Here is a 25,200-nt window from a genome sequence, read left to right on the forward strand (position 1 = left end):
GGGTGACCGTCGAGATGTGGTGGTGACGGGAGTGCGTGGCGGCGGCCATGGGTAGACAAGCGCCATGACGATGAGCAGGGACGCGATTCTGGTAGGTGGTCCGAGCAACGACTCCACGGTCACGGGCGGCGATGCCGGCCTGATCGAGGTTCAGGTCGGCGGCCTCGTACACCGCTACATCCGGACGACGGAACAGCGCCAACGTGACGATGCGGCGCTTACCGTCTACAACTACGACGGTGCCGTTGCACTGGACGGTGCGGAGTCGGGATCGGAGAACGCGAGCGATCGGGCCGCTTCTCCGACAGCGTCGGGCCTGGCCACTGATCTGCCGTCGGACGAGCCAAGTGCCCAACCGCGCGACAGCGGATCATGATTGCTGGTCAGGTACGTCGTCGCGGCTGCCCGGAAACCTGACCCGGGCAGCCGCGCTTCATCCGCACGACGGCTGCTGGTGCGGGCGTTCTCGGCTGCTCAGCCAAGTCGCGAGCTGAAAGCCGCTCAGCCCCGCGCCGTACTGGCGGGCGAGGGGTCAATCGATAGCGGGCCCGGGTGCCCCGCGTCGAGCCGCCTCGGGGCCCGGTACCGCTCCGGCCGGCCTCTGGTGCGGCGGGGAGACCAGTGCGGGATCTGCTGGTCGGCTCGAGCTGCCGGCGGCTCCGGGGACCAGCCGGTCGGCCGCTGCGGTGACCTCCTGTAGCGCGGCGCGCGCCAGCACCTGCTGGAGGGTGACGGTCCGCTCGGAGCGGCCCCGTCCGATGAAGCTGACGGCCCAGTGCAGCACGGCGGTGACCCGGTTCTTGAAGCCGACCAGGTACAGCAGGTGCACCGCGAGCCAGAGCAGCCACCCGGTGAAGCCGGACAGCCGCAGCCGGCCGACGGTGGCCACCGCGGAGAAGCGCGAGATGGTGGCCATACTTCCCTTGTCTCGGTACCGGAACGGTTGTCGGGCCGGCTCGCCGCGTAGCTGTCGGATGATCTGCCGGGCCGCGTGCTGCCCACCCTGGATCGCCACCTGGGCGACGCCCGGCAGTCGGTCCAGCGCCATCAGGTCACCGACGACGAACACCTCCGGGTACCCGGGGAGGGTGCAGTCCGGCTCGACCATGACCCGGCCGGCCCGGTCGGTTTCGGTGCCGGCGGCGGCCGCCAGGCGGGCTCCGAGCGGGGATCCCGACACCCCGGCGGCCCAGATCTTCGTCATGCATCCGATGCGACTTCGCTTACCGTCGCCGTCGACCAGATCGATGCCGGTGTCGTCCACACCGACCACTGTGGTGCCCAACGTCACCTCGATGCCGAGTCGGCGCAACTGCCGCAATGCCTTGGCGGACAACTGCTCGCCGAACGTGCCGAGGACCGAATCGGCCGCGTCCAACAGCACGATGCGCGCCTTACGCGGGTCGATCCGCCGGAACTCGCCCGGCAGGGTCCGGTGAGCCAACTCGGCGATCTGCCCGGCCATCTCCACACCGGTCGGTCCGGCGCCGACCACCACGAACGTCATCCACCGCTCGACCGCCGCCGGGTCGGTCTCCAGCTCCGCCAGCTCGAACGCCCCGAAGATGCGTCCGCGCAGTTCGAGCGCGTCGTCGATGCTCTTCATACCGGGCGCGTGCTCGGCGAACTCGTCGTGCCCGAAGTACGACTGCGCTGCGCCGGCCGCGACGATGAGGCTGTCGTATTCCGTCGTGAACGTGGTCAGCGGCGCGTTCGCGGTGACGGTGCGGCGTTCCAGGTCTATGTCGGTGACCTCACCGAGCAGGACCTCGACGTTGCGCTGGCGGCGCAGGATCTCACGGGTCGCCGGCGCCACCTCGCCGGGCGAGAGGATACCGGTGGCGACCTGGTACAGCAGCGGTTGGAACAGGTGGTGGGTGGTACGCGCGACAATCGTGACGTCCACCGGTGCGCGGCGCAGTGCCTTCGCCGCGAACAGACCGCCGAAGCCGGAGCCGACGATCACCACCCGGTGCCGTCGTCCACCGCTGTCCGCGCCGTTCGCAGTCCTGCTGTCCTTCACTGCGCTCTCCGTCCCGCTCGATCCGCGCCCTCGTTGCCGCCCCGTCGCCCGCAAGCCGCTCCCGGCCATGGGTGCCGGTCATTGTTCCTGGTTACCGGTGCGGCGGACGCGAAACAGGGACCCTATCCGTGGCGGCGGGTGATCTGCCGGACGACGGCGTACGCGATCCCTCCGGCCAGCAGCCACGGTGTCGCCACGATGACCGGATCCAGGGGGTGGTGCGCCCGGTCGGCGCGCCGGCCACGGGTGCGGGAAGCGAGGCCGTGATGGGAGAACTCGCTGCGCACCCCGGTCTCGGCGATCGGATTGTCCGGCCGCCGGGTGAACAGGGGGTGAGGAACTTGTGCTCGATCGACCTCTCCCGGGGCCACTTCTCGGGCTGTCGTCCGGCGCCGTGCGTCACCTGCCTCGTCGCGCTGGCCGGTGTCCTGACCGATTTCGCCCTGCTGCCTGGCCAGCCGAGGGCGCTGACCGACAGCCAGAAGGCCTGGGATCCGGTGTGGCTGGAGTCTGTGGAAGGCCCAACCGCGCAGGTGTCCGCCATAGCGGCGTCTGGGTGTCGACGGGTCCCAGCTCCGACCAGACCAGGTGGGGCGCCGGGAGGTCCGTAACGCCCTCGCGGTCGCACCGCCCGGCGCCGTCTGCGAGGCGATGGATCCTCCATCCTAGGATGATTGAGCGACTGTGCGTGGGGTCACCGCCGGTGGAGGTGACCCGTGGACGCCTCCGTCCGGGTCCGGCCGAGCACCCGGCGACGAGCGATCGGAGCGGCTGCCAGAGGTCAGTGGCGCATCCCTCAGTCCCGCTGCGCACCAAGGTGATCTACGGTGGCAGCCGAGGAGCGCAGATGATGTCAATACCCGGGGTACAGCGGGCGCTGATCGCCGCCGTTCAGGTACTCAGCCTGGCGGTGTGGTTCTCGGCCTCCGCCGTGGTGCCGGCGCTGCGCGAGTCGTGGCAGATCAGCGCCACCGCAGCCGTCTGGCTGACCGCCTCCGTCCAACTCGGGTTCGTCGCCGGTGCCGTCACCTCGACAGTGCTGAACCTGGCCGACCGGATGAGGCCGCACCTGCTGATGGCCGGCTGCGCGACGCTCGCCGCCGCCTGCACCGGCATCTTCGCCCTCACCGTCGACGGGCTGGCCGCAGCCATCCCGCTGCGGTTCCTCACCGGTGTCTTCCTGGCCGGGGTGTACCCGGTCGGCATGAAACTGACCGGGTCCTGGGCGCCGCCGGCCCGCCGAGGGCTCGCGTTCGGCGTCATGATCGGCGCGCTGACCCTCGGCTCGGCGCTACCGCACCTGATCGGCGGGCTGGGCGACCTGCCGTGGCGCGGCGTGATGGGCACCGCGGCCGGATGCGCGCTGCTCGGCGCGGTGGTGGCCGTGACCCTGGTACGGGAAGGGCCGCAGTTCGCTCCCGGCACCTCGCCACGTCCATATCCTCGGTACGCCCTGGCGATGTTCCGTCAGCGTGCTCCCCGGCTGGTGAACCTGGGCTACTTCGGACACATGTGGGAGCTGTACGCGCTGTGGACCTGGCTGCCCAGCTTCCTGATCGCCGGCGCGGCGGCCCGGACCGGCCGCGACGACGCGAACGTCAGCCTGCTCGCGTTCCTGGCCATCGGGATCGCCGGGGTCGCCGGGTGCCTCGCCGGCGGTTGGGCCGCGGACCGGTTCGGACGACCCCGGGCCGCAGCCACCGCCCTGGTGGTCAGCGGCGCCTGCTGCCTGGCCTCACCACTGTTCTTCACCGCGCCGCCCAGCGCCGTCGTCGTGCTGGGTGTCGTGTGGGGCGCCGCGGTGATCGCGGACTCCGGTGTCTTCTCGACCGCCCTGAGCGAGGTCGCCGACAAGCGGTATGTCGGAACCGCGCTCACCGCGCAGACGGCAATCGGTTTCGCCCTGACGGTCGTCACCATCCAGCTCGTACCTGTCCTGGCCGACGCGGTCGGCTGGCGTTGGGCGTTCCTGCTGCTCGTCCCGGGCCCGCTCGTCGGCGCGCTGGCGATGCGCGCGTTCGGCCAGCAGCCCACCCGGGCCTGAGCCGCGGCGCGAGGGCCCAGGTTCGCCGCGAATGCGCCGGGCCGGCAACTGTTCAGCCATTCGGAACGCCGCTGGTGATGAGTTTTTCCACCCACGCCCGTCATATCTGTGACAGGCCACGACGGGACGGAAGGATGACGAGATGAGCACTGATCTGCGGCTGGCGGAACTGGGCGTGAGCGGTCCGGGTGAGGTGGACGAGCCGGCGTTCTCCGGGCTGGCCCAGCGGCACCGGCGGGAGCTGCACGTGCACTGCTACCGGATGCTCGGGTCGTTCGAGGATGCCGAGGACACCGTGCAGGAGACGTTCCTGCGTGCCTGGCGGCGGCGGGAGACCTTCGCGGGGCGGTCCACATTCCGGGCGTGGCTGTACCGGATCGCCACAAACGCCTGCCTGGATCTGCTCGCCAAATGCCGTCCGGCGCCGGCGACCGGCGGCGAGGTGCTGTGGTTGCAGCCCTACCCGGACCGGCTGCTCGACGAACTGGCCGCGGGCGAGGCGGACGAGCCGGAGACGGTGGCCGTCGCCCGGGAGACGATCGAGTTGGCGTACCTGGTCGCGGTCCAGCACCTCGCGCCACGACCACGGGCCGTGCTGATCCTGCGGGACGTGCTCGGCTGGCCGGCGAAGGACGTCGCGGAGCTGCTCGGCGACTCCGTCAACTCGGTCAACAGCGCGCTGCAACGGGCCCGCGCGGGCATGCGGGAGCACCTGCCCACCGAGCGGCAGGACTGGACCGGCGGCGAGGAGGACGCCGGGACGCGTGACCTGGTGCGCCGCTACACCGAGGCCAGCGTGGCCACGGACATCGACGCGCTCGCCGCACTGCTGCGCGACGACGTCCGCTGCTCGATGCCGCCCACTCCGGGCCTGAACACCGGCCGCGACGCGGTGGTCGCCGACTGGGTCGACAGCGGCTTCGTGGGCATGAAGGGCCTGCGTGCCATCCGGACCCGGGTGAACCGGCAGCCAGCCGTCGCCTTCTACCACTGGCGCGAACGGGAGCACGCGTACCTGCCGCTGACGATCGACGTGCTGCGCGTCACCGGCGGGGCGATCACCGAGATCGTGACGTTCCACGACGACCAGTTCCCGCGGCTCGGTCTGCCGGAGCGTCTGCCGGCGGACGGCACCGAGTAGTCCCGGTGTGCACCCTCGCGCTGCGTGGCGGCGCGTGTGTCGCAGTGGTAACGGCGCAACGGCGCGACAGTCCGGCGCACCTCGGCGGCGATGGTCACCACTCGGGGCGGGCGGCCGGACGGACCCAGCGGTGATAGGCGGTCGCGTCGACGTTGCTGCCGCACACGACGGTGACGACGTGCCGGCCGACGAAACGGTCGGGGTCTTCGAGTAGCGCGGCGATGCCGAGGGCGGCCGACGGTTCGGCGACGAGACCGGCGTGGTCGAGCAGCAGTCGCATGCCGGTGATGATCGAGGTCTCCCGAACGAGGACTGCGTCGTCCGCGACCACGAGCAGGTCGTCCAGGACCGCCGGGATGGGGCACCGGCCGGCGACGCCGTCGGCGATGGTGTCCGTCGACTCGGTGGTGACGACGCGCCGCTGGTGCCAGGAGCGGGTCATCGCGGGCGCACCCAGCGGCTGGACGCAGACCACCTCGACGTCGGGCGTCCGCTCCTTCAGCACGTGGCCCACGCCGGTGGCCAGCGCGCCACCGCCGAGAGCGACAAGCACCGTGTCGAATGACGACTGGCTGTCCACCAGTTCCAGGCCGATGGTGGCCGCGCCTTCGCAGGTCTCGATGTCCAGGCTGTCTTCGAGGAGCCGGATACCGCGTTGCTGTGCGATGGCTGCCGCCCGGTCACGGGCCAACTCGTGGTCGCCGTCGACCAACTCCAGCGAGGCGCCCAGGGCCCGGATGCGATCGAGCTTGGCGACTGTCGCGTGGCGGGTGGCGACGACAGTGACGTCGAGCCCTCGACCGCGACCCGACCAGGCGAGGGCCTGGCCGAGGTTGCCCGCGCTGGCGCAGACCACCGCGTGTTGTCCGGCCTCCGCGAGCCGGCTCGCGACGAGTTCGGTGCCGCGCCCTTTGAAGCTGCGGACCGGGTTGGCTGTTTCGAGCTTGATGCTCACGGCGCACCCGAGTTCGGGCTCCAGTGACTCGCAGCGGTACAGCGGCGTGTCGAGAAAGACCGGGTCGATGATCCGGCGGGCCGCCTGGATCCGAGCGGTGTCGAGGCGCGTCGTCAGCACGACCGAGCAGCGTAGCGGCGACCGGTGGCGACGTGGGGCGGTCACGTGCCGGGAAAGTCTTTCAGGGTTCTGTCAGGAGGCGGTACCCGGCCGGAGCGTCCGGCAGAGTGGCGGACGCTGGCCTTCGGCCCGAGAAGGGTGGGCGTTGACCTTGACGCGGCACGGAACGAACGGTTCGACCACGGATCCACGGAGGGACGAACCGCTGATCCAGGTGCGCGGCGTGGCGAAGACGTATCCCGTTCCGGGCGGCGAGTTTCCGGCGCTCAGTGGAGTCGACCTCGCGGTGGAGGCCGGCCAGTTCACGGCGGTGGTGGGTCGGTCGGGCAGCGGTAAGACGACCTTGTTGAACCTGCTCGCCGGGATCGACAGGCCGACCGCCGGGGAGGTCCGGGTTGCCGGCACAGCCGTGCGCGAGGTACGCGAGACCCAACTGGCGGCCTGGCGGGGTCGGGCGGTCGGCCTGGTGTTCCAGTTCTTCCAACTGCTGCCGACGCTTACCGTCGCGGAGAACGTGATGCTGCCGATGGATTTCCGGGGCACGGTCGTGGCACGCCGCCGCCGGCCGCTGGCGCTGGAGTTGTTGGACCGCGTGGGGATCGTCGAACACGCCGACAAGGTGCCCGCCGGGCTCTCCGGCGGGCAGCAGCAGCGCGCCGCGATCGCCCGGGCCCTGGCCAACGACCCGCCGGTCATCCTGGCGGACGAACCGACAGGCAATCTCGACAGCGCCACCGCCGCCGCCGTGCTGGAACTTTTCCGGGAGCTGGCCCGCGCCGGTAAGGCCGTCGTGATGGTCACCCACGAGCGCGACCTTTCCGGGTACGCCGACCGGCTGGTCACGCTCGTCGACGGGCGGGTGGCGGGGGACGTGGCGGTCACGGCGTGATGCGGCCACGGACGGTGAAGATGTGGCGGGATCTGTCCGCCGCTCGGGGCCGGGTAGCGGTCATGATCCTGGCGATCGCGGTGGCCATGTCCGGTGTCGGTGCGCTGCTCATCGCCCGTACCGTGATCGTCCGGGAGGCTGCGGCGGTCTATGTCGGCACCAACCCGGCCAGCGCGACCCTGGAGGTCGAAGGCGGCGTCGACGCCGCCCTGCTCGCCCAGGTCCGCACCCGACCCGGGGTCACCGACGCCGCGGCGCGGCAGACCGTCCTCACCCGGGTCCGGGTCGGTGACCACTGGCGTCGCATGCTGCTGTTCGTCATCGCGCCGGACGATCCAATGCGGGTGGCGAAGCTGCGGATGGAGTCTGGTGCCTGGCCGCCCGCCGACGGTGAACTGCTCCTCGAACGCACCGCGGCACCGGTCCTGGCCGCCGCTGCCGGTGACCGCCTGGCGGTCGCCGGCCCCTCCGGCGCGACGACCGAGGTGCGGATCTCCGGCACCGTCTACGACGCCGCGTTGGCGCCGGCCGGACAGGAAAGCGTCGGCTACGGCTATCTCACCCCGGCCGGGCTGGCTCGTCTCGGCTTCACCGCGTCCGCCGACGAGTTGCGCATCGTCACCCCCGACCGGGACCCGGCAAGTGTGGAGGCGACCGCGACGGCAGTCGCGGCCTGGCTGACCGCGCAGGGCCGCGAGGTGCATCAGATCCAGGCACCTCCGTACCAGCATCCACACCACAGCCAGTCCGAGACGATCACGGGAATGTTCCTGGCTTTCGCCCTCGCGGCACTGGTGCTCGCCGGAGTTCTGGTGGCGGCGACCCTCGGCGGGATGCTGGCGGCACAGACCCGCCAGATCGGCATCATGAAGACCGTCGGCGCGACGACCGGCCAGCTGCTACGGGTCTACCTGGTGGGGGTCGCCGCGATCGCCACGACCGCCACCGTGTTGGCCGTCGGCCCGGCGCTGCTGGCCGGGTACGGGCTGACCGGGGTGGTGGCCGAGATGCTCAACGTCGAGATCGCCAACCGGGCGACGCCCTGGTGGGTTCCCGCGACATATGTCGCGGCCGGGCTCGCGATCCCGCTGGCGGTCGCGCTCGTACCGCTGGTCCGGGCGGCGCGGATCACCGTACGCGCCGCGCTCGACGAGCACGGCGCCGGCACCGGGGTGGGCAGTCGGCGCAGCGACAGGTGGCTGACCCGGCTGCGTGGTGGCCGCCTCAGCACCCTCGCCCTGCGCAATATGCTGCGCCGCCGGGGTCGGCTGGCGCTGACGCTGGCTCTGCTGGCCGCCGGTGGCGCGATGTTCACAAGCGGCCTCAACAGCTCCGCCGCCTGGCGAAGCTGGGTCGACGACGGCATGGCCCGCCGCACCTACGACGCGCAGCTGCGGCTCACCTCGCCGGCGCCAGCCGACGCCATCACCAGGGCCGCGACCGCCGTCGACGGCGTGGTCGCGGCCGAACCGTTCGTGTCGCTGGTGGCCACGCCCGCCACCGCCGACGGACGCATCGAGGTGCAGCGCACCTACCCCGACGACGGGCACGGCCGGTTCCTGCTGGCGGCGCTACCCGCACCGACCCGCATGGTCGACTTCGAGGTCACCGCCGGCCGCTGGCTGCACGCGGCAGACACCGACGGCGTGGTGCTGAACCAGAGCGCGGTGTCGCGCCTCGGCGATCCGCGCCTCGGCGACGACGTCCACCTGGCCGTCGACGGAGTGGTGGGGCGGTGGCGGCTCGTCGGCACCGTCGCGGAGGCCGGCGGACCCGCCACCGCGTACACGAATCCGCAGAGCGTCACCCGGTTCGTGGACCCGGGGACCGCCAACATGCTCCACATCACCACCACCGGCGACACCGAAGCCGTCACCGGTGCCGTGGAAGCCTCGCTGGCCACCGCCGGGCTGATGGTCGGCGAGTCGATGCTCATCGAAGACCTGCGTACGGCGATCGACGAACACGTGGCCGTCTTCATCGGCACGCTGCTCGCCCTCGCCGGGTTGATGGCGGCCGTCGGTGTCCTCGGGCTGGCCGCCACGATGAGCATCACCGTCACCCAACGCACCCGCGAGTACGGCGTCATGCAGGCCATCGGCGCCCGTCCCGCCACCATCCGTCGCATGGTCCTCCTGGAGGGCACCCTGACCGGTCTGCTCGGCTCACTTGTGGCCATCGCGCTGGGCGTACCGCTGTCCGTCCTGATCGGTGAGCTGCTCGGCACGATCTCCTTCGGCCTGCCGTTGCCGCTGAGACTCTCCCCGGTCGGACTCGCCGCCTGGCTGCTGCTCTCGGTCGCCGCCGCGGCGGTGGCGACGCTTGTCGCGGCACATCGAGCGGCCCGGCTGACCATCCGGGAAACCCTCAGCTACCAGTGAACCCGGCTCCGGGCCGGCGGAGGCACTATCGTGCTGGCGTGCACATCCGTTTCGACGTACCAGCCGATCCCGCCTATCCGGGCCGCGTGGCCGCCGCGTTGAGCAGTGCCCAACTGCGCAGGTACGTCGTCATCGGCGCGGTGCTGGTGACGGTCGGTGCGGTGGGTCTCCTCGTCTCGCGGGGGTTCGGCTGGGGTGACCAGACGTTGCCGGTGTGGATGACGATGCTCGTGGGTGGCCTGCTGGCGATGCTGTACTGGCCCTGGCTGCGCCTGCGCGCCCGGCGACGTTCCAGCGGCTACGCCGTCGAGGGCGGCTACGACATCACCGAGGACAACATCATGATGCGCAGCGGCTCTGAGTCCGGTGGCATCGCCTGGGAGGGGGTGACCCAGGTGAGGTCCACCCCCGAGTTCTGGATCGTGTACGTGGGCCGGATGCCGGCGACCGTGATTCCACGCCGGTTGATGTCCGCCGAGGACGCCGAGACGTTGCGCGCGTTCCTGGCTGATCGTGGGCTGCTGCGGTCGTGAGCCCGTCCGCGCGGGGGTGTGCGGGTGCGGTCACACCCGCACACCCCCGGTCCGGGGGACCGGTCAGGGGGTGAGGACGACCGTGGAGATGCTGCGTGCGCCGACGTTGACGGAGACCTGTCCGCCGTTGACGCTCACCGGCTGACTGGCCGCGTTGGCGTTCTGCGAGGTGAGGTAGTGCTCGGCCCGGGTGACGTTCTGCGGCACCTGGATCACGGCATTGTTGACCGCGCTCGTCGAACGGTTCAGGATCACCAGGGTGGTCTTCCCGCCGCCGGTGTAGGCGGTCACCTCCAACGGTGCGGCCTTGGCGCTCTTCGTCAGGGCGACCCGCTGGTGGCCGGGGCGGACGTACTTGGCGTACTGCGAGAAGGCGTACCCGCGCTTGAGCGGGGTGCCGGCGGTGGTGCCGAAGGCCGCCTCGCCGTCGCCGATGAAGGAGTAGTAGCGCTTGCCGTACCACCACACGTAGGCGGTCCAGTTCGCCTCCATCGACCGGTGCACGGTACGCATGATGTCGTCGAGCGTCTCGTTCCAGACCGTCTGGTTGCTGGGGTTGCCCCAGATGTTGGAACCGTTGCCGTCGGCGGCGTGCAGGTTCCACTCGGTCATCCAGACCGGCTTGTTGTGCTGGTCGGCCAAGGGGTAGGACCGTAGGCGCCCGGACTGCTCGGTGCCGTACAGGTGACCGCCGATGTAGCCGATGTTGTTGCGGGCGGTCGCATCGTTGAGGGTCGGATCGGTGTAGGTGTAGTTGAGGTTGACCGCCTCGGCGACCATCAGCCTGGTGTTCTGCACCCGGCTGCCGTGGTCGCGTACGAAGTTGCGCAGCTCGGTGCCGCTCCAGTCCATGGAGTCGTAGTCCGGGTGCCAGTCCGGTTCGTTCTGCACCGAGGTGACATCGATCGTGATGCCCTGATTGCGCATCTGCTGGACGTAGCTGTTCAGGTGGTTCGCGTAGTCGTCGTAGTAGTCGGTCCTCAGCTTGCCGCCGTTGACCCGGCTGTTGTTCGTCTTCCAGGCCGCCGGTGCCGTCCACGGCGAGGCGAGGATCTTCACATCGGACCCGTACGACTTGGCCGTCCGCAGGGCGTTCACGTGGACCGGCCATTCACCGGACTCCGGTGAGATGCCGGTCCGCACGATCGACAGGCCCAGCTGGTTGGCGCCCAGGCCGACAAGCGTCTGCGTCTCGGCTGTCGACCAGGTGCCGTTGCCCCAGATCGAGGTCGCGGCCCCGAACCCGTCGATCGTCTGGTAGCGGGTGGCGCTGTTGACCGTGATGTCCGCCGGCCCGGTCGGCGGTGGGGTGGTGGTCGGTGGTGGGGTGGTGGGTGTGGGGGGTGGGGTGGTGGGTGTGACGCCGCCGGTGCAGGCCACTCCGTTGAGCGCGAAGTTGGTCGGGACGGGGTTGCTGCTGGTCCAGGAGCCGTTGAAGCCGAACGAGGTGGTGCCGTTCGTGGGGATGCTGCCGTTGTAGCTGACGTTCCTGGCGGTGACGGCGGCGCCGCTCTGGGTCAGCGTGGTGTTCCACGCCTGCGTGACGGTCTGCCCGGCGCCGAACGACCAGGTCAACGTCCAACTGGTCACCGGGTCACCGAGATTGGTGATGGTGACGTTGGCACCGAAGCCACCCTGCCACTGCGAGGACACCGCGTAGTTCACCGAACAGCCCGCCGCCGCCGCGCCGGCTGGCAGTGCCACGGCGACCGCGGCCGATGCCAGCAGCACGGCACCGGCCGATATCCGTGCGGCATTGACTTTGAGTTTCCTTCTCGTCACCCGTCTCATCGCTGATGTGCCCTTCAGGAGTGGTGTGGGTTGAGTCGGTGGTGCGTCATCCGTCGCCGTGTGCTTGAGAACGTTCACCTGCCGGATCCGCCCGTGCCGAGCGCCCTCCCTGCGCACCTGGGCTGGCGGTGGCTGACCACGTTCGCCAGCGCAAACGTCAACCGGGCAATCGATGGAGCCCGATCGGCACTTGAGGGCGTGGGAGCGCTCCCGTAATATACACGACGCAGCTGTTAACGTTCACCTAACACCGACGATCGCCAATGTGTATCTGCCACCCCTCCGGGAGGATGCCCTATGTCCAGATCTAGATCAGTCAATGCAACTCTGGCGTCAATCGGCGTCGCGTTGCTGGCTTCGACGGCGCTGACCGTGGCACTGCCAGCCGGCGCGGCGGCGGCGGGCTGTTCGGTGAACTACGCGGTGTCCTCGCAGTGGCAGGGTGGCTTCGGTGCCAACGTCACCATCACCAATCTCGGTGACCCGGTGACCAGTTGGACGTTGACCTGGTCGTTCGGCGCCGGGCAGACCGTCACGCAGGCGTGGAACACCACGCTGACCCAGAGCGGCGCCGCCGTCACCGCCAGGAACGTCAGCTACAACGGCAGCATCCCCACGAACGGCACCACCTCGTTCGGCTTCAACGGCTCCTGGACCAGCAGCAACCCCGTCCCGACCAACTTCGCGCTCAACGGAGTGGCCTGCACCGGCGGCGTCACACCCACCACCCCACCCCCCACACCCACCACCCCACCACCGACCACCACCCCACCAACGACGCCGCCGCCGACCGGCACCTGCAATCTGCCGTCGTCGTACCGGTGGTCGTCGACGGGTGCGTTGGCGCAGCCGAGGTCGGGTTGGGTGTCGTTGAAGGACTTCACGCATGCGCCGTACAACGGTCAGCATCTGGTGTACGCGACCACGCATGACACGGGTACGTCGTGGGGTTCGATGAACTTCGGGTTGTTCTCGAACTGGAACCAGATGGGTTCGGCAAGTCAGAACCAGATGCCGTTCTCGGCTGTCGCGCCGTCGTTGTTCTACTTCGCTCCGCGTAACGTGTGGGTGTTGGCGTACCAGTGGGGTGGTCCGGCGTTCTCGTACCGGACGTCGACGAACCCGGCGAATGTGAACAGCTGGTCGGCGCATCAGACGTTGTTCACGGGGTCGATCTCGAATTCGGGTACTGGTCCGATCGATCAGGCGTTGATCGGTGATGACCAGAACATGTACCTGTTCTTCGCTGGTGACAACGGTCGGATCTACCGGGCGAGCATGCCGATCGGGAACTTCCCGGGCAGCTTCGGGTCGAACTACACGACGATCATGACTGACACCACGAACAACCTGTTCGAGGGTGTGCAGGTGTACAAGCTTCAGGGTCAGCAGCGGTACCTGATGCTGGTCGAGGCGATCGGTTCGCAGGGTCGTTACTTCCGGTCGTTCACCGCGACCAGCCTGGGCGGGTCGTGGACCCCGCAGGCGGCCAGCGAGAGCAACCCGTTCGCGGGTAAGGCCAACAGCGGCGCGACCTGGACCAACGACATCAGCCACGGCGAGTTGATCCGGTCCAACGCCGACCAGACGATGACCGTGGACCCCTGCAACCTGCAACTGCTCTACCAGGGACGCTCCCCCAACTCCGGCGGTGACTACGGCCTGCTGCCGTACCGTCCCGGCCTGCTCACTCTGCAACGCTGAGCGGGTCGCGTGGTCCGGACACCTCCGGGTGTCCGGACCACGCCTCGCCCTGTCGGATCGCCACGGCGACTCCGACCCGGCCACCTCAGGGGTGACTGGACGGATCCGGTCGCCGCTTCCGCACCAGGTCGACGAGACCGCGCCACACGTGGCCGACAGTGGCGGCGGTGCGGATCGTCACCAGCGGATTCCAGAAGTCCCTGAAGTGGACGATCCTGCCGTTCCGGAAACGGACCACCGAGATGTAGACTTGATGGAACTGTCGTTTGGTGACCACACCCCGGCCGTGGCCCACGAACTCGGCGATGACCAGGTCGGGATCAGTGGTCTCGTGGAAGACCAGGCCGGAGAAGCGGACATCGAACTGCTTCGGAAAGTCCTTCATGTGCTCGTACAGCTCGTGGTGCCCGACGAACCGGGGCGCGACGCCCGGTGGCGGGTACGGGAACTCCAGCACTCCTTCCGAGTCGAACAGATCCACCCACTCGCGGATCCGTCCCTCGCTGATGTAGTCGAGATTGCGGGCGAACAGCGCCTGCGATCGCGCCCGGCTCTGCTGATCGGTCTCCACGGTGGTCACCTCTCGATGTCGGTCGTCGCGGATCAGGTTCGGTTTCGAGATGCTCGGCTCCGAGGTGGTGGGGTCAGCCGTCGCGGGGCCGGACGAGCGCGGCGAGGTTCCGATCGATCAGGCTGTCCGGCAGCAGCCGGGCCGCCAGGCTCGCGAGACGTACGTCGGAGCCGACCGGGTACCGGGTCCTCGGTCGGGCCGCGGTGAGGGCACGGGCCACCGTCCGGGCGTACTGCTGGGACGTGGTCCTGCTGCGCTGCACCTGGCGCGCGTTGCGGTGCAGGAAGGCCCGGAACGGATCCCGGTACAACGACGCGGTCGGCTCCGGCACACCGTCGATGAGTTCCGCACCGGCCCGGTCGAGCTTCGCCCAGATCGGCGTACGGATCGCACCCGGCTGTACCACCGAGACCGTGACCCCGAACGGCCGCAACTCGCGCCGCAGGCTGTCGCTGATCGCCTCCTTGGCGAACTGTGCCGCCGCGTACGCGCCCAGGTACGGCAACGCGACCCGGCCGAGTCCCGAGGTGACGTTCACGATCCGGCCCCGGGCCGCCCGCAGCAGTGGCAGGTACCCCTGGATCGTCTCGACCTGCCCGATCACGTTCGTCTCGAACTGCCGCCGGAGCTGCTCACCGGGCAGACACTCCAACGGGCCGGGTTGGACGACGCCGGCATTGTTCACCAGGCCCCAGAGCCCGACGCCGCCGAGCTGCCGGGCCACCTCGTCCACCGCCTGCCGGATCTGGTCCGGATCGGTCACGTCGACGCGCAGCGGATGCAGTCGGCCGGCCGAGGACCTCGCGAGCAGCCGCTCGCCGTCGGCTGTGGCGCGTACCCCGGCGAAGACCTGGAAACCGATCCGCTCCAGGTGCAGCGCCGCGTCCCTGCCGAGACCGGACGACGCCCCGGTGACCACCACGGTGCGACCCGTCGGCGTGATCCGCCCTGCCCGCCGGCTCACTGTCGGCTCCCCGCCGGCCGGCAGTCGATCGTGGCGAGCACCGCGTCGACGCTCGCCTGCACCAGGCTGGCCGCCCGGTGCTCGGGCAACGCGTCGGGCACGTACGTGAAGTTCCAGAAGAGCCGCCCGTGACTGGTGTTCGCGGTGGACACGAGGTAGCCGCACACGGAGAGGCCGGCGACGAACTGGGCGCCGGAGAGCCGCCACCTGCCGATCCGCTCGGGGAAGTCATACCTGCCGATGTTGGACAGGCACAGGTTCACCGGCCCGCTGCGTTCCATCATCTCGATGAACCGACCGCTGGCGGCGACCGACTCCGGACCGGTGAGGCCGACCAGGTCGACAATGGCGAAGTGGCTGCCCGCCCGGCGACGGACCGCGAGATCGTCGCTGATCGAGCGGGCGAGCTGCCAGAGAGACAGCCCTGGACGGTATCTGACGACGGTCGGCACGGTGGCGACGTACGCCCCCACGGCCCGTTCGGACACGGCGGGCTCCAGCGCGTCGCGGAAGGTGACCGGTGAACCGATCGCCACGTGTCCCGGCGAGCCGGCCTCAGCGGCGACGGCCAGCACCATCGCGGCCGCGAGCGCACCGTGCACCGTGGTCCCCTCCCGGCGACAGGCCGCCACCAGTGCCTCGACCTGCTCCGCGGTGAGGCTGCGGGCGATCAGCCGGGTGCGCCGCTCGGTGAACGGCACGAAGCGGCTCGGCACGACCCGGGCCGGGCGGTGACGGTGCACCCGGTACAGATCCCGGGCCAGCAGCCACCGCAGCCGCAGTGCGCCGGCCACGCCCCGGTACCGGCGGGGGAACATCGCCTCGCAGGCGGGCAGCGCCGGCTCACCCGACGTGTCCGCCTCACGCGCTGACTGGCCGGCGGAGTACGCCTGACCGGCCAGTTCGATCCACTGCCGTAGCAGGGACAGCACTGTCGTGCCGTCGGCCACGCAGTGCGGCATGGTCAGCAGCAGGTCGTGCACCTCTTCGTCGGGCGGGCCGGTGCCGGGGGACCGGGTGAGCACCACCGCCCGGCACAACGGTCCGCTGCGCCAGTCGATCCGGTCGACCAGTTCGTGGTCGTTGACCCGCCGTACCCAGCCTGTCTCACGGTCGGCTGCGACATCCGCCGGCACCGGTTGGTCGTCGCGCACCTGGTGCAGCGGTATCGGCTGTCCGGTCGGCACGAACCGGGGGGTTCGCCCGTCCGGGTCGGCGGCGATCGCCACCCGCAACAGCGGATGCCGTCGGCGCAGGCGGTGCAACGCGGCGCGGAGCAGCGTGGCCGGCAGCGGGCCGCGTACCCGGACGCGGGCGACGACGTTGAGCGGTGACACCTGGTCGGCGATCCAGTACCAGCGTTCGAGCGGGCTCAATGCCCGTCGCACCTCGGTCGGCGGCGCGATCATCGTGCTGTCACCGTCGGTTCCGGGACACCGGGGAAGGTGAGGGCGATCTCGTTGCGACGGTCGAGGAGACGGTCGGGCAGCCAGCGTAGATAGAGGCGACGGGCCAGGTCGGCGAGCGGGTGGGCGAACTGCTCGACCCGACTGAGCGAGTGCGCTTCCCGGACCATCCAGCGGGTCCGCTCGCGGCGTGCGCTCTCGTAGCGACGCAGGGCCGTGGACCTGTCGACCGCCTGCCGTAGGCAGTGGGCGAGCACGACGGCGTCCTCGATGGCCAGCGCCGCGCCCTGGCCGAGGCTCGGCAACATCGGGTGCGCCGCGTCACCGAGCAGCGTCACCGGCCCATCGCCCCACCGTTCGAGGAACGGCCGGTCCCGGGCCGGCACGCTGATGATCGCCGACTCCGGCGTCCGGGCGACAGTGGCCCGAACCTCCTCGGCCCAGCCGGCGTACGCCCGCTCGATCTCGGCCTTGCCGCCGCGCCAGTCGCGGGCCGCGGCCGCCGCCATGTTCAACGTGCCCCACCAGTAGACCCGGTCGCCGTCGAGCTGTACCAGGCCGAACCGCTGACCCCGTCCCCAGTAGTGGGCGGCGTAGCCGTCCCGGATCCTCGGGTGCCGCAGCGCGACAGTCGCGAGCCAGCAGACGTAGCCGGGCTCGCGGGGCACCTCGGGTCCGGCCACCTGCCGGCGCACGACCGAATGGAATCCGTCGGCACCGATGAGCAGGTCACCCTCGGCGGTCCGCCCGTCGTGGAACTCGACCCGGACGCGATCATCGGTCACCTGGAACCGCCGGGCGGTGGCACCGAGCCGCACCTGTGGGTCGCCGGCGGCGGCGAGCAGCGCCTGATGCAGCTCGGCGCGATGGATGGCGACGTTCTGCGCCCCGAGTCGGTCGCCGAGGCGCGCGAACGGCACGGTCCTGATCGGCTCGCCGGTGGCGGTGCACAGCCGCAGCGCCGGGTAGACCCGGCCCCGTCGCTCCACGTCGAGGTCGAGGTCGAGGGTGCGCAGCGCGACGCGTGCGTTGGCGCTCAGCGACAGCGCCGATCCGCCGGGCCGCAGGTCACCGGCGCCCTCGTAGATCTCCACATCGACACCGACGCGACGCAGGGTGGCGGCTGCCGCCAACCCGCCGATGCCCGCGCCGATGATGAGTGCCTTGGTGCGCCGTCGCGCCGGACCTCGGGCCCCGTTCTCCGCAGCCGTCATCGTCGGCCGCCGACCGGGCTGGATCCGGTCCGACCGGTCGCTGGCGCGGACGAGCCGGCCAGCAGCTCGGCGATCCGGTGGGCCACGTCCACCACGTGTGGCGGGTCCATCAGGGCCAGATGGTCACCGGGCACGTCGATCACGTCGAGCCGGCCCGTGGTCAGCTCCCCCCATCCGTTGCGCGGGTCGAGGTGCAGCGACCCGGCGATGTCGTGCATGGGTTTGAGCAGGGGTGGCAGCGGATCGGAGGCGCGCAGCAGGGTGATGTCCTGGTCGATGACCCCGGGACGGTAGGCGATGATCGCCTCCCAGTTGGCCTTGAACACCTCGAACAGCCGCCGTACCGCCGCTGGCGAGTCGCCCGGACGGAGCACTCCGGCGGTGCCGGCCCGGCGGGCGACGAAGTCCAGCCGCTCCGTCGGCGACGCCAGATTCGACGGAATCGGCTCCAGCACCGGCCGGTCCAGATCGAGCGGCATCAGCTCCCAGAAGAACCAGTCGAGCAACACGTCGTCGGTGACCGGCACCGGGTCGTCGCCGCCCCGGGCGATGGGGTCGATCAGGATCAACTGCTCGACCGGACCGGCTGCGGCGGCGTCGAGCCGGCGGGCCGCGAGGTTGAGCTGCCGGGCCATCTCGAAAGCCACCACACCACCGAACGACCAGCCACCGATCGTGTACGGCCCGGTCGGCTGGACCCGGCGGATCGCCGCGAGGTAGCTGGCCGCCAGCGCCGGCACGGATCGTAGCGGCTCCGTCCCGGCGCTGATCCCCGCCGCCTGGAGCGCGTGGACAGGCTGTTCCCGAGGCAGATGCCGGGCGAGGGGGAGGTAACACAGCACGTTGCCGCCGATCGGGTGCACGAGGAACAGCGGCGGCCGCTCACCACCGGTGCGGATCGGCACGACCGGGTCGACCGACATCGGATCGGCGCCGCCCGCCCGCAGCAGCGTGGCGAGGTTGGACACGGTCGGGGCGGTGACGAAGGCGGCGACGGGCACGGCGACGCCGTACCGCTTCTCGATGAGCGTGACCAGGCGCATCGCGGTGAGCGACGTGGCGCCCAACTCGAACAGGTTGTGCTCGACGTCGACCTGCGGCAGGTGGAGCAACTCGGCGGCGATCTCCGCGAGGACCCGCTCGTACCGGTTGCGGGGTGCTGTCGGCCGCGCGTTCTGCACGGACAAGGGAAGCTCGCGCAGGCGACCGTCGTCGCGTTTACCGCTCGGGGTCAGCGGCATCTCCGGCAGCCAGTGGAGGTAAGTGGGCACCAGGTGCTCGGGCAGCGACTCCCGCAGCCGCCGGCGCAGGTCGCTGAGATCGACCCGCGTCGGTTCGCCGACGAGGAAGGCGGTCAGGAAGGCGTCGGTGCCGTCCCGGCGTCGAGCCACCACCGCGGCCTCGCGGATACCCGGGTGGTGCGCCGCAAGCTTCATGATCGCCATCTCGGTTTCGAGCGGTTCCACCCGGAACCCCCGGATCTTGGTCTGGGTGTCGGTCCGCCCGAGCCAGACCAGGTCGCCGTTGGGGAGCACCCGGGCCAGGTCGCCGGTGCGGTAGATCCGCTCACCGGGCGGGCCGAACGGGTTGGGCACGAACCGTTGACCGGTAAGCCCGGGCTGCCGGTGGTAGCCCCGCGCCACCTGGACGCCACCGAGGTACAGCTCCCCGGCGACCCCGGTCGGCACCGGACGCATCCGTTCGTCCAACAGGTAGAGGTCGACCCCGCGAATCGGCGACCCGATCGGGGGCAGATTCGGGAAACGCTCCGGGTCGCCGGTCATCGGGTACGCGGTGACGACGTGGGTTTCGGTGGGTCCGTACTGGTTCTCCAGCACCGCGCCGGCCGGCAGGGCCGCGACGAACCGGCGGATCTCGTCGGTCACCCGCAGCTGTTCCCCCGACGAGATCACCACCCGCAGCGCACGGGGGTGGATCCCGAGCGCCACCGCGGCCTCGGCCAGTTGCTGGAGTACCACGTACGGCAGGACGACCCGCTCGACGGATTCCCGGTCGAGCAGGCGCAGCAACTCCGAGGTGTCCCGCCGTTGCCGCTCCTCCACGATCTGGAGCGTGCCGCCAGCACTGATCGTGGTGAAGATTTCCTGGAACGACACGTCGAAGCTGAGCGGCGCGAACTGGAGGGTGACGCCACCGGCCGCCGCGCTGACCGCCTCCGTCTGCCACATCTGATGGTTGTCGAAGGCGGCGTGGGACATCGCCACCGCCTTCGGCACGCCCGTGGAACCGGAGGTGAAGAGCACGTAGAGCAGGTCGTCCGGGCGACTGTTGGGCAGCGGGGCCGGTGTGTCGACCCGTGACGGCGCGAGGAGATCCTCCACGACGAGCACGGTCCCGGGTGCGCCAAGCAGTTCGGCGTGCGACCGGTCGGCGACGACCCGGACCGGTCGCGCCTGGTTGATCATCGCCGCGATCCGCTCCGGCGGGTAGGTGACGTCCAGCGGCAGGCAGGCCGCGCCGGCGCGGACGACGCCGTAGACCGACGCGATCATCTCGGGGGAGCGGCCCACCGCGATCCCGACCAGGTCACCCGGACGCACCCCGGCGTGGACCAGCGCGGACGCGATCCGGTCGACCTGCTGCTGCAACCGCGCGTACGTCCACCGACGGGTGCCGGCGGCCACCGCCACGGCGTCCGGCGCGCGTCGTACCTGACCGGCGAGGCGGCGGACGACGTCGCTACCCGTCCCGGTCGTGACCGACCCGGCCGTGAGCACCGGCGTGGCCGGGGCCAGGAACCCGAAGTCCGGTGCGGCGTCCGGTTCGTCGGCCATCCGGCCGAGGATCCGCAGGTACGTGTCACCGATCAGCTCGGTCTGTGCTCGGGTGAACGTCCGGCGGTCCGCGTCGATCCGGAGCGAGATGCGCTGCTCCGCCGGGTGGACGAACACGTTCAGCAGCAGCGCGAAGTTGGTCTCCTCCCAGGCGTCGAAACCGAGCGGTTCGATCGTGGGAAGGTTGAGCAGCGGCGCCAGGACGTGCATGTGCACGTAGTTGAAGGCCAACTCGAACACCGGCCGGCCGCCCCGGTCTTGCTGGATGGCGTGCAACGGGTAACGCCGGTGCGGCTGGCACTCCTGTTCCCCCCGGTGTACCTCCCGGACCGACTCCAGCCAGGAGGAGTGCCCGGGCCGCAGCCGCAGCGGCACCGTGTTGAGAAAGAGGCCGGCCAGCCGCTCCGCCCCGGCCCGCTCGGGACGGCCGTGGGTGACCAGCCCGACGGTCACGTCCGGGACATTCGAGTACAACCGCAGGGTCAGGCAGTAGGCGGCGAGGAACACCGACTTCAGCGGTAGTCCGTGATCCTGGGCGAAGGCCCGTACCCGCTGCTCCAGGCTCACCGGCAGCCCTACCACGTACCCCGGCGACTCGTCGTCGCCCGGCGGCTCGTACTGCCGGAAACCGTCGAGCTGGGCCAGTTCGGCGCCGTCGAGCCGGTCGGCCCAGAACTGCCGGGCCGACGTCGAGGCGAGCGCGCGGCGTTCCTCGACGACGTACGCGGCCAGGCCGGGCAGCGCCGTGTCGACGACCGCCTCGACTCCGGCACCGATCAGGTGCAGATAGTCGCGGAACAGGTCACCGACGACAGTGGCGACGCTCCAACCGTCCAGGAGCACGTGGTGGAAGCTGAACACCAGATCGACCACACCGGACGGCAGCAGGTGCGCCCGGAACAGGAACAGCGGCGGCTTGTCGAAGGCGTACCTGTGGTGGCGCCGTTGTCGCATGTGCGCCAGCACCTCGGCGCGGGCGGCAGCGGGATCGAGGGTACGCAGATCGGCGATGTCGAGTCCGCCGGTGACCCGGGCGTGCACGATCTGCAGCGGTTCGGTGGAGCCACCCACGTCGAAGGCGCATCGCAGGCCCGGGTGCCGGGCGACGAGCCGGCCGTACGCGGTGCGGAACGCCTCCTCGTGCCACGGCATCCGGACCGAGTAGCGGAAGACGTCGTGATAGGCGGTGGCTGCCTCGTGCTCGCTGCTGTGGTAGAGCAGCCCGAGCTGGAGCGCGGTGGCGGGGCAGGCGTCCTCCGCGTCACCGAGCCGCGCCCGGTCGAGCGCGGACACGAGCGTGAACGGGCCTTCGGCAGCCGGCGTGGCAGGCGAAGGGTCGCCCGGCGCAGCGCGGCGTGCACACTTCGCCAACGCCGCGATCGTCGACTGTTCGGCCAGGTCGGCGAGGGCGAAGTGCAGGCCGTGCCGCTCCGCCTCGGCCCGGATCCGCAACGCCAGGATCGAGTCACCGCCGATGGCGTGGTAATCCTGGTGGATGCCGACCGACGGCAGGCCCAGCACCCGTGCCCAGATCGTGGCGAGCGTCCGCTCCACCTCGTCGCGGGGCTCCTGCTCCCGCCCCTGAGGCGACGGTGCCCCGGGGGCGGGCAACGCCGCCACGTCGAGCTTGCCGTTCGGGGTGAGGGGCAGCCGATCCAGCCTGTCGAAGAACGCGGGCACCATGAAGTCCGGCAGGTGGCGCAGCAGGTGGCCGCGTAGCCGTACCGGGTCCAGATCCGCATCCGCCACGTAGTAGCCGACCAGGTGGGTGTCCCGACCGGGGGAGGTGCGGGCGACGACCGCCGTGTCGCGGATCCCCGGGTAACCGGCCAGCACCTGCTGGACCTCGCCGGGCTCGACGCGGTTGCCCCGGATCTTCACCTGCCCGTCGAGGCGGCCGAGATAGTCGAGGCTGCCGTCGGCGAGCCACCGTGCGAGGTCACCGGTGCGGTACATCCGACCCGCGCCACGTACCGGGTCGGTGACGAACCGGGCGGCGGTCGGTGCCGTCCCGTCGGTCCCCGCCTCGCCGGCCCCGGCGCGTCCCAGGTAGCCCCGGGCGACAGCGACCCCGGCGACGCAGAGTTCACCGGGGACGCCCACCGGCTGCGGCTGGTCGTCGCGGCCGAGCACGTAGAGCCGGACGTTGTCGATCGGGCGGCCGATCGGCACCCGCCGCGTCGGCCGGTCCGGATCGGGGTGGCACTCGTGGTACGTGACGTCGACTGTGGCCTCGGTCGGCCCGTACAGGTTGACCAGTCGGGCGCCGGTGGTGGGGTCGGCGTTGGACGGCCTGTGGAACAACCTGTGGAACTGGTCGACCCGTCGGGCGGGCAGTTCCTCGCCGCTGGCGAAGACCAGCCGGAGTGGGTCGGCCTGCCGACGCAGGTCGGGCGCCTGGGCCAGCAGGTCGAGGAAGGGCCCCAGCATCGACGGCACGAAGTGGATGACCGTCACGCCGTGCCGCGCCACGGCGGTCAACAGCGTGCGGGGGTCACGGTGCGCCCCGGGACGCGGCAGGACGAGCCGGGCGCCCGCGAACGCCCACCAGAACAGCTCCCACACCGACACGTCGAACGAGATCGGGGTCTTCTGCACCAGCACGTCGTCGGCGTGCAGGGGGTAGCGGCGCTGCATCCAGGCCAGCCGGTTGACCACCGAACGGTGTTCGACGATCACTCCCTTGGGATCGCCTGTCGATCCTGAGGTGTAGATGACGTAAGCGAGGTCGGTGGCCCGGGCCAGCGGTTCGACCGGGTCGCTCGGATAGCTGCCCAGCGTGTCGAGGCAACGCACGGTCAGACCAGGGACGGCATCCCCGCCGGTGTGCTGCCGAGCCACGTGCGCACCGGCGGTCAGCAGCACCTTCGCGCCGCTGTCGGCCAGCAGGTACCGGGTCCGGGCAGGCGGGTGGTCCGGGTCGATCGGCACGTACGCCCCACCCGCCTTCAGGATGCCGAGGATCCCGGCGAGCAGCGGCGCTCCCCGTTCGGCCAGGATGGCCACCCGGTCGTCGCGGCCGACGCCGTCGGCACGCAGCGCCTGCGCCACCTGGTTCGCTCGCGCGTCGAGGTCGGCGTAGCTGAGCGTCTCGCCGGCACCGTCCACCACCACGGCGACCCGGTCGGGAGTCCGGGCAGCCTGCTCCTCGAACAGGCTGTGCAGGGTCGCCTCGGTCGGATGGTCCACGACGTTGTCGCCGTGCGCCCCGGTGACCCTGTCGAGCTCGGCGTCGGTGAGCATCGGGATCCGGGCGAGGGGCTCGTCGGGCCGGTCGATCGCGTTGCCGATGAGCGTCAGCAGGTGCCGGCCGAACGCTTCGATAGTGAAGTCCCCGTCGAACACGTCACAGGAGTAGTCGAGATCGACAGTCAACGCACCGTCGTCGTACTCGTTGACGAGTACGGCCAGGGCGTTCTGCTCCGCCACCCGACTGGCACCCACCGTGCGGTGGCTGATCCCCGGGATCGACTCGGGACGCGGCCAGCGCAGCCAGGAGAGGGTCACGTCGTAGAGTTGACGGAACCCGTGGGGTGCGACGACCTCGCGTAGCAGTTCGCCCCGGGACAGCCGTTGGTGGGCCCGCATCGAGCGCAGGGTCCGCTGCAACTCGGCCACCAATTCGGGCATGGTTCCGGTGCCGGGAACCGCGACCGGCACCGGCAGTTCGTTGGCGACGTGGCCGACTGTCTGCCGCTGCGCGTACGTGCTCCGGTTGAGCACCGGCACGCCGAGCACAACCTGTTCGGTGCGGTGGATCCGGCCGAGTTGGACCGCGAGGGCCGCCGCGAAGACGGTGAACGGTGACTGCCCCGTGGCTCGGATCCGGTCGATCAGATCCCGCTGCACCGGAAAGCTGTGCCGGGCGGTCCGGTAGCGGCCGGTGGCCCGATTGGCGAACAACGCCGGGGTGATCCCGCCGAGGCAGGCGCGGAAGTGTTCGACGTCCCGGTTGCGCTGGACGGATCCGGCGTAGTCGGCCAGGTCCCGCGCCAGATCCAGGTAGGAGCGACGCCGGCCCGCCGTGGCAGCCGTCCCCGCGACGGCTGCCACGGGAGCCGCTCCCGTGTGGGCTGCGGTGGGCGCCGATTCCGCGACGGCCGCCGCGTACCCGGCGCAGACCTGACGCAGCAGCAACCGGGCGCCCCAACCATCGGTGACCAGGTGGTGGGCGTTGAGGTACGCGTACGACACGGAGTCGCTCTCGCGCAGCACGGCCACCCGGTACAGCCGGTTGCGGTGCAGCTCGAAGGGCCGGGAGAATGCCTGCGCCATCCAGGAATGGCACGTCTGGTGGGGGTCGGGGGCGCCACGGAAATCGTGGGTCTCGACCACCGCCTGCTCCGGCTCCACCCACTGGAAGGGCAGCCCGTCCTCCTCGTCGAAGCGTAATCGCAGTGCGTCGTTCGCGGCTATGGCCTGTCGCAGGAGGCTGAGCAGGAGGCCGTGGTCGAGGGGGCCGACAAACTGTTCCCACCCACACACGTTGAATTGTGGAAGGTTCGGGGACAATCGACTCGCTACCCAGATGTCTGATTGGTAAGTGGTTAGCGGCGTACGGTCTGAATTGGTCATGGTCACCTTTCCGCTCGCCACCGCACAGACCCGGGCCGGAGCCGGCATTCGAGATCGTGGCCGGCGCCGAGCGTGCAGAATGGTGTCGCTGCGG

16 protein-coding genes are annotated in these 25,200 nt (G+C 70.6%); 7 read left to right on the forward strand and 9 right to left on the reverse strand.

From position 1 onward, the window contains the following. The first annotated feature begins 64 nt into the window (after positions 1-64). Positions 65-376, forward strand: coding sequence for a hypothetical protein (locus tag CLT74_RS04320; protein ID WP_099845375.1), 312 nt, complete (start codon positions 65-67; stop codon positions 374-376). Positions 377-532: 156 nt separating this feature from the next. On the opposite strand, the gene CLT74_RS04325 is transcribed toward CLT74_RS04320, so the two are convergent. Next, positions 533-2,023 (reverse strand): NAD(P)/FAD-dependent oxidoreductase, encoded by a 1,491-nt coding sequence (locus CLT74_RS04325; protein WP_486581975.1) that lies wholly within the window; start codon positions 2,021-2,023, stop codon positions 533-535. Between the two features lie 122 nt (positions 2,024-2,145). After that, positions 2,146-2,310, reverse strand: coding sequence for a hypothetical protein (locus CLT74_RS30690; RefSeq protein ID WP_199172094.1), 165 nt, complete (start codon positions 2,308-2,310; stop codon positions 2,146-2,148). Positions 2,311-2,870: 560 nt separating this feature from the next. On the opposite strand from CLT74_RS30690, the gene CLT74_RS04335 reads away from it, so the two are divergent. Beyond that, a complete protein-coding gene (locus CLT74_RS04335) occupies positions 2,871-4,067 on the forward strand; it encodes an MFS transporter (RefSeq protein ID WP_199172097.1) in 1,197 nt (398 codons plus the stop codon). A 142-nt stretch (positions 4,068-4,209) separates the two neighbouring features. Then, positions 4,210-5,208: an RNA polymerase subunit sigma-70 gene (locus CLT74_RS04340; protein WP_099845377.1), complete on the forward strand. Its 999-nt coding sequence runs from the start codon at positions 4,210-4,212 to the stop codon at positions 5,206-5,208. A gap of 94 nt (positions 5,209-5,302) precedes the next feature. Here CLT74_RS04340 and CLT74_RS04345 read toward each other — a convergent pair whose 3' ends face one another. After that, positions 5,303-6,283 (reverse strand): pyridoxal-phosphate dependent enzyme, encoded by a 981-nt coding sequence (locus tag CLT74_RS04345; protein WP_099845378.1) that lies wholly within the window; start codon positions 6,281-6,283, stop codon positions 5,303-5,305. A 223-nt stretch (positions 6,284-6,506) separates the two neighbouring features. On the opposite strand from CLT74_RS04345, the gene CLT74_RS04350 reads away from it, so the two are divergent. The 3 genes from CLT74_RS04350 to CLT74_RS04360 all read left to right on the forward strand — a co-directional run bounded on the left by CLT74_RS04350 (position 6,507) and on the right by CLT74_RS04360 (position 10,086). Beyond that, positions 6,507-7,172, forward strand: coding sequence for an ABC transporter ATP-binding protein (locus CLT74_RS04350; protein WP_486581976.1), 666 nt, complete (start codon positions 6,507-6,509; stop codon positions 7,170-7,172). 62 nt (positions 7,173-7,234) lie between these two features. Then, on the forward strand, positions 7,235-9,553 hold the full coding sequence (locus CLT74_RS04355) for an FtsX-like permease family protein (RefSeq protein WP_143697066.1): 2,319 nt from the start codon (positions 7,235-7,237) through the stop codon (positions 9,551-9,553). A gap of 38 nt (positions 9,554-9,591) precedes the next feature. After that, positions 9,592-10,086 (forward strand): YcxB family protein, encoded by a 495-nt coding sequence (locus tag CLT74_RS04360; RefSeq protein WP_099845381.1) that lies wholly within the window; start codon positions 9,592-9,594, stop codon positions 10,084-10,086. Positions 10,087-10,149: 63 nt separating this feature from the next. Here the strand turns inward: CLT74_RS04360 and CLT74_RS04365 are convergent, their stop codons facing one another. Then, on the reverse strand, positions 10,150-11,877 hold the full coding sequence (locus CLT74_RS04365; protein WP_099845382.1) for a cellulose binding domain-containing protein: 1,728 nt from the start codon (positions 11,875-11,877) through the stop codon (positions 10,150-10,152). Positions 11,878-12,174: 297 nt separating this feature from the next. On the opposite strand from CLT74_RS04365, the gene CLT74_RS04370 reads away from it, so the two are divergent. After that, on the forward strand, positions 12,175-13,581 hold the full coding sequence (locus CLT74_RS04370; RefSeq protein ID WP_099845383.1) for a glycoside hydrolase family 62 protein: 1,407 nt from the start codon (positions 12,175-12,177) through the stop codon (positions 13,579-13,581). Positions 13,582-13,666: 85 nt separating this feature from the next. Here the strand turns inward: CLT74_RS04370 and CLT74_RS04375 are convergent, their stop codons facing one another. From CLT74_RS04375 to CLT74_RS04395, 5 genes are all read right to left on the reverse strand, one after another. Then, positions 13,667-14,152: a nuclear transport factor 2 family protein gene (locus CLT74_RS04375; RefSeq protein WP_199172099.1), complete on the reverse strand. Its 486-nt coding sequence runs from the start codon at positions 14,150-14,152 to the stop codon at positions 13,667-13,669. Between the two features lie 73 nt (positions 14,153-14,225). Continuing rightward, positions 14,226-15,116, reverse strand: a complete 891-nt coding sequence (locus tag CLT74_RS04380) for an SDR family oxidoreductase (protein ID WP_099845385.1) — start codon at positions 15,114-15,116, stop codon at positions 14,226-14,228. Beyond that, the gene (locus tag CLT74_RS04385; RefSeq protein ID WP_099845386.1) at positions 15,113-16,525 is read right to left on the reverse strand and encodes a phthiocerol/phthiodiolone dimycocerosyl transferase family protein; all 1,413 of its coding nucleotides are present in this window, start codon (positions 16,523-16,525) and stop codon (positions 15,113-15,115) included. Before CLT74_RS04385 ends, CLT74_RS04380 begins: the two co-directional genes overlap by 4 nt. Further along, the gene (locus CLT74_RS04390) at positions 16,522-17,736 is read right to left on the reverse strand and encodes an FAD-dependent monooxygenase (protein ID WP_099845387.1); all 1,215 of its coding nucleotides are present in this window, start codon (positions 17,734-17,736) and stop codon (positions 16,522-16,524) included. The genes CLT74_RS04385 and CLT74_RS04390 overlap by 4 nt, the downstream gene beginning before the upstream one ends. Continuing rightward, complete coding sequence (locus tag CLT74_RS04395) at positions 17,733-25,154, reverse strand: amino acid adenylation domain-containing protein (protein ID WP_486581977.1); 7,422 nt, start codon at positions 25,152-25,154, stop codon at positions 17,733-17,735. Before CLT74_RS04395 ends, CLT74_RS04390 begins: the two co-directional genes overlap by 4 nt. Positions 25,155-25,200: the final 46 nt, after the last annotated feature.

This window comes from Verrucosispora sp. CNZ293 (genome assembly GCF_002754655.1).

What these genes read in the sequence shown, in the direction of transcription:
- CLT74_RS04340 (WP_099845377.1), top strand. Translation starts at nt 4,210, where the DNA reads ATGAGCACTGATCTGCGGCTGGCGGAACTGGGCGTGAGCGGTCCGGGT.
- CLT74_RS04365 (WP_099845382.1), bottom strand. Translation starts at nt 11,877, where the DNA reads ATGAGACGGGTGACGAGAAGGAAACTCAAAGTCAATGCCGCACGGATA.
- CLT74_RS04370 (WP_099845383.1), top strand. Translation starts at nt 12,175, where the DNA reads ATGTCCAGATCTAGATCAGTCAATGCAACTCTGGCGTCAATCGGCGTC.
- CLT74_RS04355 (WP_143697066.1), top strand. Translation starts at nt 7,235, where the DNA reads ATGATCCTGGCGATCGCGGTGGCCATGTCCGGTGTCGGTGCGCTGCTC.
- CLT74_RS04320 (WP_099845375.1), top strand. Translation starts at nt 65, where the DNA reads ATGACGATGAGCAGGGACGCGATTCTGGTAGGTGGTCCGAGCAACGAC.
- CLT74_RS04385 (WP_099845386.1), bottom strand. Translation starts at nt 16,525, where the DNA reads ATGATCGCGCCGCCGACCGAGGTGCGACGGGCATTGAGCCCGCTCGAA.
- CLT74_RS04335 (WP_199172097.1), top strand. Translation starts at nt 2,871, where the DNA reads ATGATGTCAATACCCGGGGTACAGCGGGCGCTGATCGCCGCCGTTCAG.
- CLT74_RS04395 (WP_486581977.1), bottom strand. Translation starts at nt 25,154, where the DNA reads ATGCCGGCTCCGGCCCGGGTCTGTGCGGTGGCGAGCGGAAAGGTGACC.
- CLT74_RS04390 (WP_099845387.1), bottom strand. Translation starts at nt 17,736, where the DNA reads ATGACGGCTGCGGAGAACGGGGCCCGAGGTCCGGCGCGACGGCGCACC.